Annotated in this window: 18 protein-coding genes; 9 read left to right on the plus strand and 9 right to left on the minus strand. The window is 59.3% G+C overall.

Translation table 11 applies throughout. The features are described from left to right. The first annotated feature begins 1 nt into the window (after window position 1). Window positions 2–766, plus strand: coding sequence for an amino acid ABC transporter ATP-binding protein (locus tag U6037_RS04890; RefSeq protein ID WP_008080191.1), 765 nt, complete (start codon window positions 2–4; stop codon window positions 764–766). 57 nt (window positions 767–823) lie between these two features. Here the strand turns inward: U6037_RS04890 and U6037_RS04895 are convergent, their stop codons facing one another. Continuing rightward, window positions 824–1,312: a type II toxin-antitoxin system MqsA family antitoxin gene (locus tag U6037_RS04895; protein WP_322845993.1), complete on the minus strand. Its 489-nt coding sequence runs from the start codon at window positions 1,310–1,312 to the stop codon at window positions 824–826. Next, complete coding sequence (locus U6037_RS04900) at window positions 1,309–1,620, minus strand: type II toxin-antitoxin system MqsR family toxin (RefSeq protein WP_322845994.1); 312 nt, start codon at window positions 1,618–1,620, stop codon at window positions 1,309–1,311. Before U6037_RS04900 ends, U6037_RS04895 begins: the two co-directional genes overlap by 4 nt. 166 nt (window positions 1,621–1,786) lie before the next feature. On the opposite strand from U6037_RS04900, the gene U6037_RS04905 reads away from it, so the two are divergent. The 5 genes from U6037_RS04905 to U6037_RS04925 all read left to right on the plus strand — a co-directional run bounded on the left by U6037_RS04905 (window position 1,787) and on the right by U6037_RS04925 (window position 5,811). After that, window positions 1,787–2,446: a FadR/GntR family transcriptional regulator gene (locus U6037_RS04905; RefSeq protein ID WP_322845995.1), complete on the plus strand. Its 660-nt coding sequence runs from the start codon at window positions 1,787–1,789 to the stop codon at window positions 2,444–2,446. Continuing rightward, window positions 2,436–3,740: a CynX/NimT family MFS transporter gene (locus U6037_RS04910; protein WP_322845996.1), complete on the plus strand. Its 1,305-nt coding sequence runs from the start codon at window positions 2,436–2,438 to the stop codon at window positions 3,738–3,740. The genes U6037_RS04905 and U6037_RS04910 overlap by 11 nt, the downstream gene beginning before the upstream one ends. 238 nt (window positions 3,741–3,978) lie before the next feature. Continuing rightward, the gene (locus U6037_RS04915; protein WP_322845997.1) at window positions 3,979–4,449 is read left to right on the plus strand and encodes a nuclear transport factor 2 family protein; all 471 of its coding nucleotides are present in this window, start codon (window positions 3,979–3,981) and stop codon (window positions 4,447–4,449) included. 39 nt (window positions 4,450–4,488) lie between these two features. Beyond that, the gene (locus U6037_RS04920; protein WP_008083651.1) at window positions 4,489–4,791 is read left to right on the plus strand and encodes a GIY-YIG nuclease family protein; all 303 of its coding nucleotides are present in this window, start codon (window positions 4,489–4,491) and stop codon (window positions 4,789–4,791) included. 84 nt (window positions 4,792–4,875) lie between these two features. Further along, a complete protein-coding gene (locus tag U6037_RS04925) occupies window positions 4,876–5,811 on the plus strand; it encodes a glutathione S-transferase family protein (protein ID WP_322845998.1) in 936 nt (311 codons plus the stop codon). A gap of 83 nt (window positions 5,812–5,894) precedes the next feature. Here U6037_RS04925 and U6037_RS04930 read toward each other — a convergent pair whose 3' ends face one another. Next, window positions 5,895–6,245 carry a glutaredoxin family protein gene (locus tag U6037_RS04930; RefSeq protein ID WP_034154584.1) on the minus strand — a complete coding sequence of 117 codons (351 nt, stop codon included), beginning with the start codon at window positions 6,243–6,245 and terminating at the stop codon, window positions 5,895–5,897. After that, a complete protein-coding gene (gene yejK / locus U6037_RS04935) occupies window positions 6,245–7,249 on the minus strand; it encodes a nucleoid-associated protein YejK (protein WP_016984999.1) in 1,005 nt (334 codons plus the stop codon). Before yejK ends, U6037_RS04930 begins: the two co-directional genes overlap by 1 nt. A gap of 395 nt (window positions 7,250–7,644) precedes the next feature. Here yejK and U6037_RS04940 point away from each other — a divergent pair, with 395 nt between their 5' ends. Next, window positions 7,645–7,926, plus strand: coding sequence for an HU family DNA-binding protein (locus U6037_RS04940; protein WP_003221909.1), 282 nt, complete (start codon window positions 7,645–7,647; stop codon window positions 7,924–7,926). 181 nt (window positions 7,927–8,107) lie between these two features. Here the strand turns inward: U6037_RS04940 and rlmF are convergent, their stop codons facing one another. The 5 genes from rlmF to U6037_RS04965 all read right to left on the minus strand — a co-directional run bounded on the left by rlmF (window position 8,108) and on the right by U6037_RS04965 (window position 14,776). Continuing rightward, window positions 8,108–9,127 (minus strand): 23S rRNA (adenine(1618)-N(6))-methyltransferase RlmF, encoded by a 1,020-nt coding sequence (rlmF, locus tag U6037_RS04945; protein WP_095119373.1) that lies wholly within the window; start codon window positions 9,125–9,127, stop codon window positions 8,108–8,110. Between the two features lie 232 nt (window positions 9,128–9,359). After that, the gene (locus U6037_RS04950) at window positions 9,360–12,206 is read right to left on the minus strand and encodes a valine--tRNA ligase (protein ID WP_322845999.1); all 2,847 of its coding nucleotides are present in this window, start codon (window positions 12,204–12,206) and stop codon (window positions 9,360–9,362) included. 192 nt (window positions 12,207–12,398) lie between these two features. Beyond that, entirely contained in the window at window positions 12,399–12,791 is a 393-nt protein-coding gene (locus U6037_RS04955; RefSeq protein ID WP_322846000.1) for a DNA polymerase III subunit chi, read from the minus strand. A gap of 8 nt (window positions 12,792–12,799) precedes the next feature. Continuing rightward, window positions 12,800–13,228, minus strand: a complete 429-nt coding sequence (locus U6037_RS04960) for a DNA polymerase III subunit chi (protein WP_007909049.1) — start codon at window positions 13,226–13,228, stop codon at window positions 12,800–12,802. 57 nt (window positions 13,229–13,285) lie between these two features. Continuing rightward, the gene (locus U6037_RS04965) at window positions 13,286–14,776 is read right to left on the minus strand and encodes a leucyl aminopeptidase (RefSeq protein WP_322846001.1); all 1,491 of its coding nucleotides are present in this window, start codon (window positions 14,774–14,776) and stop codon (window positions 13,286–13,288) included. A gap of 576 nt (window positions 14,777–15,352) precedes the next feature. On the opposite strand from U6037_RS04965, the gene lptF reads away from it, so the two are divergent. Together lptF and lptG are read left to right on the plus strand one after the other, a co-directional pair. Then, window positions 15,353–16,474, plus strand: coding sequence for an LPS export ABC transporter permease LptF (lptF, locus tag U6037_RS04970; RefSeq protein ID WP_095050952.1), 1,122 nt, complete (start codon window positions 15,353–15,355; stop codon window positions 16,472–16,474). Next, the gene (gene lptG / locus U6037_RS04975; protein WP_122843205.1) at window positions 16,467–17,528 is read left to right on the plus strand and encodes an LPS export ABC transporter permease LptG; all 1,062 of its coding nucleotides are present in this window, start codon (window positions 16,467–16,469) and stop codon (window positions 17,526–17,528) included. Before lptF ends, lptG begins: the two co-directional genes overlap by 8 nt. Window positions 17,529–17,540 lie beyond the last annotated feature (12 nt).

The raw sequence follows: 17,540 nt of genomic DNA on the forward strand, positions 1-17,540 counted from the left end.
AATGAGTGAAGCAATCAAAAAGCCTGTGGGTCCTGAAGGCATTATTCAGATGCAGGGCGTCAACAAGTGGTACGGCCAGTTCCACGTGCTGAAAGACATCAACCTCAACGTCAAACAGGGCGAGCGTATCGTTCTGTGCGGGCCGTCGGGTTCCGGTAAATCGACGACGATTCGTTGTCTCAATCGTCTGGAAGAACACCAGCAGGGCCGGATCGTCGTCGACGGTGTGGAACTGACCAACGACCTCAAGCAGATCGAAGCGATCCGCCGCGAAGTCGGCATGGTGTTCCAGCACTTCAACCTGTTCCCGCACCTGACCATTTTGCAGAACTGCACCCTGGCACCGATGTGGGTACGCAAGATGCCCAAGCGCAAGGCCGAAGAAATCGCCATGCATTACCTGGAGCGCGTACGCATTCCGGAGCAGGCGCATAAATTCCCGGGGCAACTGTCCGGCGGTCAGCAACAGCGTGTGGCAATCGCCCGCGCCCTGTGCATGAAGCCGAAAATCATGTTGTTCGATGAGCCGACTTCAGCGCTCGATCCGGAGATGGTGAAGGAAGTACTCGACACCATGATCGGTCTGGCTGAAGACGGCATGACCATGCTTTGCGTGACTCACGAGATGGGCTTTGCCCGTACCGTGGCGAACCGCGTGATCTTCATGGACAAGGGTGAGATCGTTGAACAGGCGGCGCCGAATGACTTCTTCGATAATCCGCAGAATGAGCGGACGAAGTTGTTCTTGAGTCAGATTTTGCATTGATCGACTCCAGGCGCTGAAATAAACCCGGATTGAGTTCCGGGTTTATTTTGTCCGGTGTCAGGAGGTCAATACAGGTTCCTGTTCTGGGTAACGCGCAGCCATTAGCTGCTTGAGATCGTTACCTTGATTGACTGTCTGTACGTCGGCCAGCAAATGCGGATGGCGATCCAGTAGTTGCATCAAGGTGAGCAGCGGTTGAGGAGGAGAAAGCTCGCCCCGCTCGTAGCGTGAAAATGCATTGTGTCCTCCACCCGATAACAACTTCACCGCGTTCCTTTGTGTGAGATGAAGCTTAAGTCGGATGCGTTTCATCTCGGCGCCAATAAGTCGAAGGGAGTCTTCGAGCAAACGATCCCCGGCGTCCACGTAGCGTTCAGCGCTGTCGGTGTCCTTGTCAAAAATGATTTCACCGCACACCCTGCACTCCCAACCGGCAAGATTGTGCACGAGCCGCGAAAACTGTTTGTAATTGACGGTGAGACTGCGACTTCGAAAATGACTCATTCCGTCTTCTGTGCCGCAACTGATGCACGGTCTTTTGCTCATGTGTTTTTCTCCTTGAAGGAGATTACCGGGGGCCCACCGCTAGAGCAGTAAGTCACTTTGATGTAAATCTCCAAACCACGAAACGAGGTGTGATAAACGTCATGCCAGTTGCGATGGTTGGAGTAGGACGTCATGGATTTGTAAAGCATGCGCCGCTCAAGCGAGCAGACGATATGCATCATTGATTCATATGACATGCCCATTTCCCTGCCAGTCTCCAACGCGCGTCGGGTGAAGGCTTCTTTGCCGCGTCGCACGACATCCGCCTTGATCACCGCCAAGTCGTAATGGGGTGTGTTCTTCTCCATAAGAAACCAAAACCCTGTCCCTGAAATTACCCTTAAAGGGTAATTTTGACCAATCGAAAATGCCGCTCCATGTGTCTCCGATTGACCCTAGGTGGTTGCCGTCCTACACGGGTCTGACTAACATGTCAGAAAATTCATCCTATGATTGGATGAAAGGGCGAATCCTATGTCAGACATTTCTCCACTCATCAAACGATCCCTGGTCGATCAGGCCTTGGATCAGCTTCGTCAGCGCATCAACAGCGGTGCCTGGCAGGTTGGCGAGCGATTGCCGACCGAACCCGAGCTGTGCGCCGAACTGGGCATCAGCCGCAACACCGTGCGCGAAGCCATGCGCGTGCTGGCGTTTTCCGGGTTGATCGAGATTCGCCAGGGCGACGGCAGTTACCTGCGCGCAGTGGTCGATCCGATGGATACCCTGAAAGCGCTATCGCAATGCTCGCTGGAACAGGCGCGGGAAACCCGGCACATCCTCGAAGTCGAGGCGATTGGTCTGGCAGCATTGCGCCGCACCGACGAAGACCTCATCGCATTGCGTGAGGCACTCGGCACCAGCGGCAGCCACTATCACGGCGACCTCGACACCTACATCGCCTGCGATCTGGTGTTCCACCGCCGTTTGGTCGACGCCGCGCACAACCCGACCCTCAGCGAGCTGTATCGCTACTTTTCCAGCATCGTCGGCGCGCAATTGCGCCAGACCCTGAACATCGTCCCGCGCCGTCAGGAAGTGTTTGACCTGCACATCGAGTTGCTCGATGCGGTCGAACAACGCGACCCGGAACGGGCCAAAGCTATATCGAGGCAGTTGATCAATGAACCTTGAAACCGAGAAATCCATGTCCCGCAACGAGATATCCACACCCCCCAAGCGCACGGCAGAGCTTGAAGAACTGCTGATCGACGCCGAGGCCGATGATGAGCAAGTGCAACAGAGCCATCCGCTGGTGCGCCGGCCGTGGTTGTTGTTGCTGGGCTTGATTCTGGTGGCGCTGAACCTGCGTCCGGCGCTGTCGAGCATGGCGCCGCTGCTCAGCGACGTCTCCAAAAGCCTTGGTTTATCGGCGGCTCAGGCTGGCCTGCTGACCACACTGCCGGTGCTGTGCCTCGGCTTGTTCGCCCCGCTGGCGCCGATTCTGGCGCGGCGCTTCGGTGCTGAACGAGTGGTATTGGGGATTCTGCTGACACTGGCCGGCGGGATTATTTTGCGCAGCAACTTCGGCGAGATCGGCCTGTTCGCCGGCAGCGTATTGGGCGGCGCCAGCATCGGCATCATCGGTGTTCTGCTGCCGGGTATCGTCAAGCGAGATTTCGCTAAACATGCCGGCACCATGACCGGTGTCTACACCATGGCGTTGTGTCTGGGCGCGGCGATGGCAGCGGGTTCCAGCGTGCCGTTAAGCGAGCATTTTGGTGGCAGCTGGACGATCGGTCTGGGCTTTTGGGTCATCCCGGCGTTGGTGGCTGCGGTGTTCTGGTTGCCGCAAGTCGGGCAGAAACATGGCGCGCACAACGTCGCCTATCGCGTTCGCGGGCTGCTGCGTGATCCGCTGGCCTGGCAGGTGACGTTGTATATGGGCTTGCAATCGTCGCTGGCCTATATCGTCTTCGGCTGGTTGCCGTCGATTCTGATTGGTCGTGGACTGACGCCGACGCAGGCCGGTCTGGTGTTGTCGGGTTCGGTGATCATTCAGCTTGCCAGCTCGCTGGCTGCGCCGTGGCTGGCCACTCGCGGCAAGGATCAGCGACTGGCGATTGTGGTAGTGATGGCGCTGACCCTGGGCGGTTTGTTCGGTTGCTTGTATGCACCGATCGAAGGCCTGTGGGGCTGGGCGATTCTGCTGGGACTGGGGCAGGGTGGTACGTTCAGTCTGGCGTTGACGCTGATCGTGCTGCGTTCGCGGGATTCCCACGTCGCGGCGAACCTGTCGAGCATGTCTCAGGGTTTCGGTTACACCCTCGCGTCGATGGGGCCGTTCGCCGTCGGCGTGGTGCATGACTGGACCGGCGGCTGGAATGCCGTGGGCTGGATCTTCGGCATCATTGGCACCGGTGCGATCATCGCCGGCCTCGGCGCCGGGCGCGCGCTGTACGTGCAAGTGCAAAGCGAAAAAATCTGACGCGTAATCCTTTTTTGGGGTCAGTGATATCCAATGTGGGAGCGAGCTTGCTCGCGAAGACGGTGGTTCAGGCACAGATCATGTTGAATGTGCCGTCCTCTTCGCGAGCAAGCTCGCTCCCACAGTTTTTGGTGCGCCTTTAAGATCTTGCGTGGTATTCGGTGTGCGAATGCCGATAGTGTTTCTGCGCATTGCAGATTATCGTGCTGGCAATCTGTACCTATCTTGGAGATTGCCCATGAGTGAAGCCCACGCCGCGTTGATCAGCCGCTTCTACCAGGCCTTCCAGCGCCTGGATGCCGAAGCCATGGCCGCCTGCTACACCGATGACGTAGTGTTCAGCGACCCGGCCTTCGGCGAACTGCGCAGGCGCGATGCCGGCGACATGTGGCGCATGCTCACCACTCGGGCCAAGGATTTCTCGCTGACCTTCGACAACGTCCGCGCCGATGAGCGCAGCGGCGGCGCGCATTGGGTCGCGACCTACCTGTTCAGCCAGACCGGCAACGTCGTGGTCAACGATATCCAGGCCCGCTTCGTCTTTCGTGACGGCAAGATCTGCGAGCACCACGATCACTTCGACCTGTGGCGCTGGTCGCGTCAGGCACTTGGTTTCAAAGGCCTGCTGCTGGGCTGGACCCCGTTAGTACGCAACGCCGTGCGTGCACAGGCATTGAAGGGACTGAAGGCATTTCAGGCCGGTCGCTGATAAGATCGCCGCCTGCTTCCTACACGTCTTGATCCCGAAGTGACCAGCCTTAGCGAAAAATCTGTCGATGTGGCCGAACCGGTGAGCAAATCCTGGTTCGTCTATCTCGTTCGCGCCGCCAATGGCTCGCTGTACTGCGGGATCAGCGACGACCCGGTGCGCCGTTTTGCCAAGCATCAAAGCGGCAAAGGCGCACGGTTCTTCCTCTCCAGCCCGGCGATGGCGCTGGTCTATACCGAGCTATGCCGCGACAAGAGCGATGCGCTGCGCCAGGAACGTTTGATCAAAAAGCTCAGGAAGAGCGCCAAGGAATGTCTGGTCGCGTCTTATCAATCTGACTGATCAGTTCCCATCAGGCAGATCTGTAGGCTGCTAAGCAAATGCACGCTAAGCTGCCGGCTCACTATCTGAGCGGCGGAGCCGAGCATGTCCGAGTTGATTCTGCATCATTACCCGACCTCTCCATTTGCCGAGAAGGCCCGTCTGCTGCTGGGCTTCAAAGGCTTGTCGTGGCGCTCGGTGCATATTTCGCCGGTGATGCCGAAACCGGATCTGACCGCGCTCACTGGCGGCTATCGCAAGACCCCGGTGTTGCAGATTGGCGCTGATATCTATTGCGACACTTCCTTGATCGCGCGGCGCCTGGAGCAGGAAAAAGCCCTGCCGGCGTTCTACCCGGAAGGGCAGGAATTCACTGCCGCCAGTTTTGCTACATGGGCTGACTCGGTGGTCTTTCAACATGCGGTGAGTCTGGTGTTCCAGCCGGAGTCGGTGGCGGTGCGCTTCGCCAAGTTGCCGCCGGAAGCGATCAAAGCGTTTATTGCCGACCGCGCCGGTCTGTTCTCGGGCGGCAGTGCCACACGTCTGTCCGCCGAACAGGCCAAGCATCAATGGCCGACGATCATGGCGCGTCTGGAGCAGCAGTTGCAGCGCGAGCAGGGCGATTTCCTGTTTGGCGAACCGTCGATTGCCGACTTTGCGCTGGCGCATCCCATGTGGTTCCTGAAAGCAACTCATGTCACGGCACCGCTGGTGGATGAGTATCCGGCTGTTGCGGCCTGGTTGGGCCGAGTGCTCGGTTTTGGGCATGGCGCAGCCAGTGCGATGACGTCGGAAGAGGCGCTTGAGGTTGCACGCAACGCGACGCCGGCGGCATTGCCGGATGAGCAGTTTGTTGAACCCAATGGCTTCAAGGCTGGCCAGCAGGTGGCAATCTCGGCGACGGATTACGGGGTTGATCCGGTGGTGGGTGAGTTGCTGTTTGCTGGCAGTGAAGAGTTGATCATTCGTCGCGAAGACGAACGTGGCGGTGTGGTGCATGTGCACTTCCCGCGATTCGGCTTCCGCATCGAAGCCAGATAAAAGCAAAAGATCGCAGCCTGCGGCAACTCCTACACAAATCTCATGTAGGAGCTGCCGCAGGCTGCGATCTTTTGATCTTGCTGCTATTTCAGAGCGGCGAGAATCTCGTCCGGGTCAAACCCGCGAATCAACGTACCGTTAACGTCAATCAACGGAATCCCGCGTCCGCCCAATGCCTCATACGCCTTGCGCGCCTCGGCATCCTTCTCGATATCGAATTCCTTGAACGGAATCCCTTTGCTGTCGAGAAAGCGTTTGGTCTGCTTGCAGTAGCCACACCAGTCGGTGGCGTAGAGCACGACATTAGCCTGCGCGCGCGTCTGCTCGGCAACCATCTGCGACGGGTTGAACACCCGCTCGATCTTGCCCCAGTTCTGATAAACCACGACCACCAGCAGAACCAGCGCAACCTTCTTCAGCACATTGCCGAGCATCAGTTACGGCGCTTCAGCTGATCGGTGAGCGACGTTGGCAGGCCTTTGATCACCAGAGTGCCAGCCTCTTCGTCATACTCGATCTTCGAGCCCAGCAGATGTGCTTCGAAGCTGATCGACAGGCCTTCGGCGCGGCCGGTGAAGCGGCGGAATTGATTCAAGGTGCGTTTGTCCGCCGGAATTTCTGGCGACAGGCCGTAATCCTTGTTGCGAATGTGATCGTAGAAGGCCTTCGGGCGCTCCTCGTCGATCAGCTCGGAGAGCTCTTCCAGGCCCATCGGCTCGCCAAGTTTGGCCTGGCTGCTGGCGTAATCGACCAGGGTTTTGGTCTTCTCGCGGGCGGAGTCTTCCGGCAGGTCTTCGCTCTCGACGAAGTCACTGAAGGCCTTGAGCAGGGTGCGTGTCTCGCCCGGGCCGTCGACGCCTTCCTGGCAGCCGATAAAGTCGCGGAAGTATTCCGAAACCTTCTTGCCGTTCTTGCCCTTGATAAACGAGATGTACTGCTTGGACTGCTTGTTGTTCTGCCACTCGGAAACGTTGATCCGTGCCGCCAGGTGCAATTGGCCGAGGTCGAGGTGGCGCGACGGGGTCACGTCCAGCTCGTCGGTCACCGCCACGCCTTCGCTGTGGTGCAGCAGGGCGATAGCCAGGTAATCGGTCATGCCTTGCTGATAGTGGGCGAATAGCACGTGGCCGCCGACTGACAGGTTCGACTCTTCCATGAGCTTCTGCAGGTGCTCGACCGCGACTTTGCTGAACGCGGTGAAGTCCTTGCCGCCTTCCATGTATTCCTTCAGCCAGCCGCTGAACGGGAACGCACCGGATTCCGGGTGGAACAGGCCCCAGGCTTTGCCCTGTTTGGCGTTATAGCTCTCGTTGAGGTCGGCGAGCATGTTCTCGATGGCTGCAGACTCGGCCAGTTCCGTGTCACGGGCGTGCAGAACTGCGGGCGTGCCGTCGGGTTTTTTGTCGATCAGGTGGACGATGCAATGACGGATCGGCATGGGCTTCTCGGCTGTTGGAAGGGAGGAGGGCAGGCTCCCCCGAAAAAGCGCCCAGTGTACCGCAACCACTGGTTTTGGCGCGGGTTGTAGGGCAAAACCGGGGCGCGCACTGGCGCTTATGCAGTTTTTTACCGATTTAGCGCAATAAAGCTGACCAAATGGGTAGCTAGAGGCGGATATTTCCCCGGCTCTGTGCTAGTTTTGCCCGGTCTTACGCGAAGTCACTGCGTTAAGCGTGCAATCAGCATTTGTCAGGTCGAACCAAACCCTGATTTCGGTATCTATAACCCGACTCGTCGTGGTTATCGCCGAGGGTGCCAGATCCAGAAGATCGGGCTCGATGGCTGACACTGCACTCTGCAATCCATATGAATTTGATAGGGAAGGAACACTACATGGCTCTTACTAAAGACCAACTGATCGCCGACATCGCTGAAGCTATCGACGCGCCGAAAACCACCGCGCGTAACGCTCTGGACCAACTGGGCCAAATCGTTGCCGATCAGCTGGAAAACGGCGGCGAAATCACCTTGCCAGGTATCGGCAAGCTGAAAGTGACCGAGCGTCCTGCCCGCACTGGCCGTAACCCTTCGACTGGCGCTGCCATCGAAATCCCTGCAAAGAAAGTGATCAAGCTGGTTGTGGCCAAAGGCCTGACCGACGCTGTGAACAAGTAAGACGCAGCGATAAAAAAACCGTGCTCCGGAGCGATCCGGGCACGGTTTTTTTGTGTCTGCGATTTGGCGAGGAATCACGCCGCCCTGTAGGAGCTGACGAGTGAAGCGAGGCTGCGATCTTTTGATCTTGTTCTTCAGGATCAGGATCAAAAGATCGCAGCGTGCCGCAGCTCCTACATAATCAGCGGACCCAGCGCTCGCGGCGCCAGATTTGCTGCTCGGATTTGGTCTGGAACGTCCAGGCGACGAAACGGCTTTGCTTCTGGCCCTGAGACATCTCGACGACCTGGCTTTCCAGCACGCCGGCCTTTTTCAGCGCGGTTTCGATGGCCGGCAGGTTCGACGCTTTCGACACCAAGGTGCTGAACCACAGCACTTTGTGCTGGAAGTTCGCGCTCTCGGCGATCAGTTGCGTCACGAAGCGCGCTTCACCGCCCTCGCACCACAGCTCAGCCGATTGCCCGCCGAAGTTCAACACCGGCAGTTTGCGTTTCGGGTCGGCCTTGCCCAGTGCGCGCCATTTGCGCTCGCTGCCCTTGGTCGCTTCGTCCATCGAAGCGTGGAACGGCGGGTTGCACATGGTCAGGTCAAAGCGCTCACCCGGCTCCAGCAAGCCGATCAGGATGTGCTTGCGGTTTTCCTGCTGGCGCAGCTGGATAACCTTGTTCAGATCGTTGGACTGAACGATTGCTCGCGCGGCAGCCACTGCGGTCGGATCGATCTCCGAGCCGAGGAAGTGCCAGCGGTATTCACTATTACCGATCAGCGGATAAACGCAGTTGGCGCCCATGCCGATGTCCAGCACGTTGACGATCGCGCCGCGCGGGACCTTGCCGTCATTCATGCTCGCCAGCAAATCGGCAAGGAAATGCACGTAATCGGCACGGCCCGGCACCGGTGGGCAGAGGTAATCCGCCGGGATGTCCCAATGCTGGATCCCATAAAACGATTTGAGCAGCGCCCGGTTGAACACGCGCACCGCATCGGGGCTGGCGAAGTCGATGCTTTCCTTGCCGTACGGGTTGGTGATCACAAACTTCGCCAGTTCCGGCGTGGTCTTGATCAGCGCCGGGAAGTCGTAACGACCCTGATGGCGATTGCGCGGGTGCAGGCTGGCCTTTTCACGCGGCTCGACAGTCTTGGCCGGGGTCGCGGAGTCAGGCTTCTTGCGCGCAGGTTTGGGTGTGCGGGGGGCGTTCATGGGCGTGGTCGATTCGGGTATGGCTGAAAGTGGCGGGTATTGTCCCACATCTAAAGGCAACACCGTTCAAACTGTGGGAGCGAGCCTGCTCGCGAAGGCGGTTTTACATCCGGCAGATTTGTTGACTGACACACCGCTTTCGCGAGCAGGCTCGCTCCCACAGGGGATTTTGGGGAATTGAAAATAAAAAAGGGAGACCACTCGGGCCTCCCTTTTTCATTGCGATTTGCCGTTACAGGCTGGCAATCCGCGCGTGCTGCTCGGCCAGTTTGCCCAGGGCTTGTTCAGCCTCGGCCAGTTTGGCGCGTTCCTTTTCGATGACTTCGGCCGGGGCCTTGTCGACGAAACCGGCGTTGGACAGTTTGCCGCCAACGCGCTGGACTTCGCCCTGCAGACGCAGGATTTCCTTGTCCAGACGCGCGAGCTCAGCGCCCTTGTCGATCAGGCCGGCCATCGGCACCAGCACTTCCATCTCGCCAACCAGAGCGGTAGCGGACAACGGTGCTTCTTCGCCAGCCGCCAGAACGGTGATCGATTCCAGACGCGCCAGCTTCTTCAGCAGCGCTTCGTTCTCGGTCAGACGGCGCTGGTCTTCAGCGCTGACGTTCTTCAGGTAGATCGGCAGTGGCTTGCCCGGGCCAATGTTCATTTCGCCACGGATGTTACGCGTGCCGAGCATCAGTTCCTTGAGCCATTCGATGTCGTCTTCGGCAGCCGGATCGATGCGCTCTTCGTTGGCCACAGGCCACGCTTGCAGCATGATTGTCTTGCCCTGAATACCAGCCAGCGGCGCGATGCGCTGCCAGATTTCTTCAGTGATGAACGGCATGAACGGATGCGCCAGGCGTAGTGCCACTTCCAGTACGCGAACCAGCGTACGGCGAGTGCCGCGCTGACGCTCAACCGGCGCGTTCTCGTCCCACAGCACAGGCTTGGACAGTTCCAGGTACCAGTCGCAGTACTGGTTCCAGATGAACTCGTACAGCGCTTGCGCGGCGAGGTCGAAACGGAACTGGTCGAGTTGACGGGTCACTTCGGCTTCAGTGCGTTGCAGTTGCGAGATGATCCAGCGATCCGCCAGCGACAGCTCGTAGGCTTCGCCGTTCTGGCCGCAGTCTTCGCCCTTGTCCAGAACATAACGCGCGGCGTTCCAGATCTTGTTGCAGAAGTTGCGATAGCCTTCAACGCGGCCCATGTCGAACTTGATGTCGCGACCGGTGGAGGCCAGCGAGCAGAAGGTGAAGCGCAAGGCGTCGGTGCCGTAGCTGGCGATGCCGTCGGCGAACTCGTCGCGGGTCTGCTTCTCGATCTTCTTCGCCAGTTTCGGCTGCATCATGCCGGAGGTGCGTTTCTGCACCAGGTCTTCCAGCTCGATACCGTCGATGATGTCCAGCGGGTCAAGTACGTTGCCCTTGGACTTGGACATCTTCTGGCCCTGGCCATCGCGTACCAGACCGTGCACATAAACGGTCTTGAACGGCACCTGCGGGGTGCCATCCTCGTTCTTGATCAGGTGCATGGTCAGCATGATCATCCGGGCAACCCAGAAGAAAATGATGTCGAAGCCCGTCACCAGCACGTCGGTGGAGTGGAATTTCTTCAGGAACTCGGTTTTTTCCGGCCAGCCCAGGGTGGAGAACGTCCACAGGCCCGAACTGAACCAGGTGTCGAGTACGTCGTTGTCCTGTTGCAGCGCAACGTCCGGGCCGAGGTTGTGCTTGGCACGCACTTCGGCCTCGTCGCGACCGACGTAGACCTTGCCCGACTCGTCGTACCAGGCCGGAATCCGGTGGCCCCACCACAGCTGACGGCTGATGCACCAGTCCTGGATGTCGCGCATCCACGAGAAGTACATGTTTTCGTATTGCTTCGGCACGAACTGGATGCGGCCGTCTTCAACGGCGGCAATCGCAGGCTCGGCCAAAGGTTTGGTCGACACGTACCACTGGTCGGTCAGCCACGGCTCGATGATGGTGCCGGAGCGATCGCCTTTCGGCACTTTCAGGCCGTGGTCGTTGACGCTGACCAACAGGCCGGCGGCATCGAATGCAGCCACGATTTGCTTGCGCGCTTCGAAACGCTCAAGGCCGGCGTACTCAGCCGGAATCGCGCCATCGATGCTGTCGTTCAGCGTACCGTCGAGGTTGAACACCTGGGCTGCCGGCAGCACGTTGGCGTTCTTGTCGAAGATGTTCAGCAGCGGCAGGTTGTGGCGCTTGCCGACTTCGTAGTCGTTGAAATCGTGGGCCGGGGTGATTTTCACGCAACCGGTGCCGAATTCAGGATCGCAGTAATCGTCGGCGATGATCGGGATGCGGCGGCCAACCAGTGGCAGCTCGACAAACTTGCCGATCAGGGCCTGGTAGCGCTCGTCGTTCGGGTTCACCGCAACGGCGGAGTCGCCGAGCATGGTTTCCGGACGGGTGGTCGCGACGATCAGGAAATCGTTGCCATCAGCGGTTTTCGCGCCGTCGGCCAGCGGGTACTTCAGGTTCCACAGGAAACCCTTCTCGTCGTGGTTTTCCACTTCGAGGTCGGAAATCGCCGTGTGCAGCTTGGTGTCCCAGTTGACCAGACGCTTGCCGCGGTAGATCAGACCGTCTTCGTGCAGGCGCACGAACGCTTCTTTAACCGCTTCCGAGAGGCCGTCGTCCATGGTGAAGCGCTCGCGGCTCCAGTCGACGGACGAGCCGAGGCGACGGATCTGACGGCTGATGTTGCCGCCGGACTGATCCTTCCACTCCCAGACTTTCTCGAGGAATTTTTCGCGGCCCAGATCATGGCGATTCTGGCCCTGGGCCTCAAGTTGACGCTCCACCAGCATCTGCGTGGCGATACCGGCGTGGTCGGTGCCCGGCTGCCACAGGGTGTTGCGACCCTGCATGCGGCGGAAACGGATCAAGGCGTCCATGATCGCGTTGTTGAAGCCGTGACCCATGTGCAGGCTGCCGGTGACGTTCGGCGGCGGGATCATGATGGTGTAGGAGTCGCCCGCGCCTTGCGGGGCGAAGTAGTTCTCGGACTCCCAGGTGTTGTACCAGGAAGTTTCAATGGCGTGCGGCTGGTAGGTCTTATCCATGCGCGGCGGGACCCTATTGGCATTAATTCAGGAAAAGCCGACGAGTATAGCGGGGCATGGGGCCGAGGGCGAGCGGGGCGGGCCGGATGGAGATCTAAATGTAGGAGCTGCCGAAGGCTGCGATCTTTTGATCTTGTCTTTAAAAAACAAAGGTCAAAAGATCGCAGCCTTCGGCAACTCTTACAGGAGCGTTTACTCGTATTGGCTTAGGAGCCGTTCCATCCGCGCATCGAGCCGGCGTTTGATTTCAGTTTCGATGTGCGGGGCAAAGTCGTCGATCACGTCTTGCAGGATCAATTGCGCGGCGGCGCGCAGTTCGCTGTCGAGGTGGAGCAGGGCGTCCGGGCCTTTATCCACCGCCGCCGGTTGCGCGGCAGGTGTCGGGGCTGGCGCGGGAGGCGGTTCGACGGCTGCCGGCTCGTTGCCGACTGAATCGAACAGCATCGGAATCTGTTCCTGTTCACCGTCATCGACCGTATCGGTCAGCAATGGCGGTTGCAGGTTATCGTCGCCGAGCAACTGGCGGATCGATTCAAGATCATCCAACAGGTGTGCGGACTTTTGTTGCGGTTTCGGAGTGTCCATTGGAATGCTCAGAGTCGCTGTAAACGGTGATCTTGCAGAGGATAGCCCTGTTCGCGGTAGAAACGGAAACTCTCCCGCGCGGCCGCTCGAATCGTCGGATCTTCCACCACCACTTCCGCCACGCGGGCGAATTTGCTGGCAAAGGCCGGGACTTTCAGGTCGAGATTGACCAGTAAATCCTGATGTTGACCGCAGTCATCACCCAATCCCAACACAATCAAGCCATCCGGTTCGCTGTCAGCCGGGCCATGCGGCACAAACGTTTCGCCCTTGAACGCCCACAGGCGTGCGTCGAGGTCGTCACGCTGAGCGGCATCGCTGCAATGCAGGTAGATGCGGTGGCCCATGCGCCAGGCTTTCTCGGTGAGCTTGCAGGCAAAATCCAGGCGAGCCGAAGGATCGGCGCTGGGCAGGATATAGAAGTCGACTTTGGTCATTGCGGTTCCAGAGCGGCAAGCGGCGCCACTCGAAAGTGACGCCGCCCGTCAGCGGGTTCAGGCTTTGGCGCGATCCAGCAGGTATTGGGTCAGCAACGGAACCGGACGGCCGGTTGCGCCCTTGTCCTTGCCGCCGCTGGTCCATGCGGTGCCCGCGATGTCCAGGTGCGCCCAATTGAGGTTCTTGGTGAAGCGCGACAGGAAGCACGCAGCGGTGATGGTGCCGGCTTTCGGCCCGCCAATGTTGGCGATGTCGGCGAACGGGCTGTCCAGTTGCTCCTGGTATTCGTCGAACAGCGGCAGTTGCCAGGCGCGGTCGTCAGCGGCTTTACCGGCGCTGAGGAGTTGGTCGATCAGTTCGTCGTTGTTGCCCAGCAGGCCCGAGGTGTGCGCGCCCAGAGCAACGACGCAAGCGCCGGTCAGGGTGGCGATGTCGATCACCGCTTGCGGCTTGAAGCGCTCGGAGTAGGTCAGCGCGTCGCACAACACCAGACGGCCTTCGGCGTCGGTGTTGAGGATTTCCACGGTCTGGCCGCTCATGGTGGTGACGATGTCGCCCGGACGGGTCGCGTTGCCGCTCGGCATGTTTTCCGCGCAGGCGAGGATGCACACCAGATTGATCGGCAATTTCAGCTCAAGCACGGCGCGCAGGGTACCGAACACGGAGGCAGCGCCGCCCATGTCGTACTTCATTTCGTCCATGCCGGCGCCTGGCTTCAGGCTGATGCCGCCGGTATCGAAGGTGATGCCTTTACCGACCAGTGCGTACGGCTTCTCGGATTTCTTGCCGCCGTTGTATTGCATGACGATCAAACGTGGCGGTTGCTCGCTGCCTTGGCCGACGGCATAGAACGAGCCCATGCCCAGCGACTTGATTTTCTTCTCGTCGAGGACTTCGACTTTCAGGTCCTTGAACTCTTTACCGAGGTTCTTCGCTTGTTCGCCAAGGAAGGTCGGGTGGCAGATGTTCGGCGGCAGGTTACCCAGGTCGCGGGTGAAGGCCATGCCGTTGGCAATCGCGGTGGCGTGATTCACGGCGCGCTGCACTTCGGCCTGAGCAGCCTTGATGGTCAGCAGGGTGATTTTCTTCAGGGCGCGCGGTTCGGCTTTCTGGCTCTTGAACTGGTCGAAGGTGTATTCGCCATCCACCAGGGTTTCTGCCAGCAGACGGGTTTTGCCGTAGCTGTCGCGGTTTTTAACAATAACTTCATCCAGCGCCAGCACGGCCTCGTTGCCGCCCAGACCCTTCAGGGTGTTGAGGATGCCGGCAATGATTTTACGGAAAGGACGGTCGCCCAGTTCTTCATCCTTGCCCACGCCGACCAGCAGCACGCGCTCGGCTTTGAGGTTCGGCAGGCTGTGCAGCAACAGGCTTTGACCGACTTTACCAGCCAGATCGCCACGCTTGAGTACGGCGCTGATCGCGCCACCGCTCAGTTCGTCGACCTGTTTGGCGGCGACACCGAGTTTGCGGCCTTCGCCGACAGCAACCACCAGGGTGGCGGTTTTCAACGTTTCTGGGCTAACGCTTTTTACAACCAGTTCCATGTCCGGATCCCTGAATGAATGGTCAACATGCAGGCGTTCGACGGAGGCCGCAGACGCCTGCTTATAGAGAGAAGAGGCGCAGGCCAAAGCCTGCGACAAGGGCCGCAGTTTGAACCTCGCTCACTGCGCCTGACAACCCTAGGGGGCTTTCTCAATTGGTTTTCACACCGCGTTGTCGCCTTAAAGCCAGCCAGGCAAGGCGCAGGCCGCTGGGAATGGTTGTTCCCTTTCCAAGGCCTGCAACGCAGACTGGCCGGCTTTAAGGCACAACCCGAAGGGCCGGGCCTGCTGTTGTGCAGGGCTGCGTTGCTCGAAGCTTATTTGGAATGACCAAACCACGCTTCTCGCGCCTTGCCCTGCACAACAGCAGACCCGGCGCGGTGTGAAAACTAATTGAGAACGCCCCCTAGGTTGTACGATCTGCAACGGATTACAGACATGGATGAGTGTGCGCAGTGACAGGCGCCTCCAATCACAGGATAATGCCGCATCTTTTTTCGACGGCTCTGCGTTGCGGGCCGGTCGATGTGTTTGCTTGTTTGGCCGCCTTAGCCTGACAACCCTGGAGTGTCTGGTTTGATCGTCTTCCGTTATCTGTCCCGCGAAGTCCTGCTGACCCTCAGCGCCGTGAGTGCTGTGCTGCTGGTCATCATCATGAGCGGTCGCTTCATCAAATATCTGGCGCAGGCCGCTGCCGGTCAGCTCGATCCGGGCTCGCTGTTCCTGATCATGGGCTTTCGTCTGCCGGGTTTCCTGCAGCTGATTCTGCCGCTGGGCCTGTTCCTCGGGATCCTGCTGGCCTACGGTCGCCTGTATCTGGAAAGCGAGATGACCGTGCTCTCGGCCACCGGCATGAGCCAGCAGAAGCTGTTTCGCATGACCCTGTTCCCGGCGACGCTGGTTGCATTGGTCGTGGCATGGCTGAGCCTGGGCCTGGCCCCGCAAGGCGCCAACCAGTTCCAGTTACTCCTGAACAAACAGGACGCGCTGACCGAATTCGATACCCTCGAGCCGGGACGCTTCCAGGCCCTGCGTGACGGCACTCGGGTGACCTACACCGAAACCCTGAGCGACGATCGCGTCAATCTGGGTAGCGTATTCATTTCGCAGAAGAACCTCGGAGCCGATCAAAAGGATCGCGGGATTTCCGTGCTGGTGGCCGAAAGCGGTCGCCAGGAAGTGCGCCCCGACGGTAATCGCTATCTGATTCTCGACAACGGCTATCGCTACGACGGCAGTCCGGGTCAGGCCGATTACCGCGCTATTCACTACGAAACCTACGGTGTGTTGTTGCCCAAGCCAGACGTCAGCGAAGAAGTCACCGACCGTGACGCCATGCCGACCTCGTCTCTGCTGGGCAGCGATGACATCCGCTCCAAAACCGAACTGCAATGGCGTTTGTCCCTGCCGCTGCTGGTGTTTATCGTGACCCTGATGGCGGTGCCGCTGTCGCGAGTCAATCCGCGCCAAGGGCGTTTCCTCAAGCTGCTGCCGGCGATTCTTCTTTATATGGCTTATCTGACCATCCTGATTGCCGCGCGCGGCGCCCTTGAAAAAGGCAAGATCCCACCGGCCCTTGGCCTGTGGTGGGTGCACGCGATCTTCCTGTTCATCGGTCTCGGCCTGCTCTATTGGGAGCCGCTGCGTCTGAAAATGGCCAGCCGTCGCGCCGCTGCGCTGGAGGTGGCCCGTGGTTAAACTCGACCGCTACATCGGCAGCAGCGTGTTCATGGCGATCATCGCCGTGCTGGCAATCATCCTCGGTCTGGCAACCTTGTTTGCCTTCATTGATGAGATGGGTGACGTCAGCGACACCTACACACTGGTCGATGTTCTCAGCTTTGTGTTGCTGACCGCGCCGCGCCGTCTCTACGAAATGTTGCCAATGGCCGCGTTGATCGGTTGCCTGATCGGCCTCGGCAGTCTGGCCAGCAGCAGTGAGCTGACCGTCATGCGCGCCGCTGGCGTGTCCATCGGCCGGATCGTCTGGGCGGTGATGAAGCCAATGCTGGTGCTGATGCTGGCTGGCGTGCTGATCGGCGAATACGTTGCTCCGGCGACCGAAAGCATGGCGCAGGCCAACCGTTCGCTGGCGCAGGGCAGCGGCGACGCGCAAAGCGCCAAGCACGGTATGTGGCACCGTCAGGGTGAAGAGTTCATCCACATCAACGCCGTGCAACCGAACGGCTTGCTGTATGGCGTGACCCGTTATCACTTCGACAAGGAGCGCCATCTGCTCAGTTCGAGCTTCGCCAAAAAGGCTGAGTTCGATGGCAATCACTGGCAGCTCACCGATGTGGCGACGACCAAATTCAATGAGCGCAGCACTGAAGTGGTGAATATGCCGACCGAGCGCTGGGACGTGTCCCTGAGCCCGCAATTGCTGAGCACCGTGGTCATGGCCCCGGAATCGCTGTCGATCAGCGGCCTGTGGGGTTACATCCACTATCTGTCCGAGCAAGGTTTGAGTAACGGCCGTTACTGGCTGGCATTTTGGGTCAAGGTGTTGCAGCCGCTGGTGACCGCCGCGCTGGTACTGATGGCGATCTCCTTCATCTTCGGTCCGCTGCGTTCGGTGACCCTCGGTCAGCGGGTGTTCACCGGCGTGCTGGTCGGTTTCACCTTCCGCATCGTCCAGGATTTGCTGGGCCCTTCGAGCCTGGTGTTCGGTTTCTCGCCGCTGTTCGCGGTGCTGGTACCGGCCGGAGTTTGTGCGCTGGCGGGTGTCTGGCTGCTGCGAAGAGCCGGTTGATCGGCACTTTTT

It is taken from the genome of Pseudomonas sp. B33.4 (genome assembly GCF_034555375.1).
Classification (GTDB): domain Bacteria; phylum Pseudomonadota; class Gammaproteobacteria; order Pseudomonadales; family Pseudomonadaceae; genus Aquipseudomonas.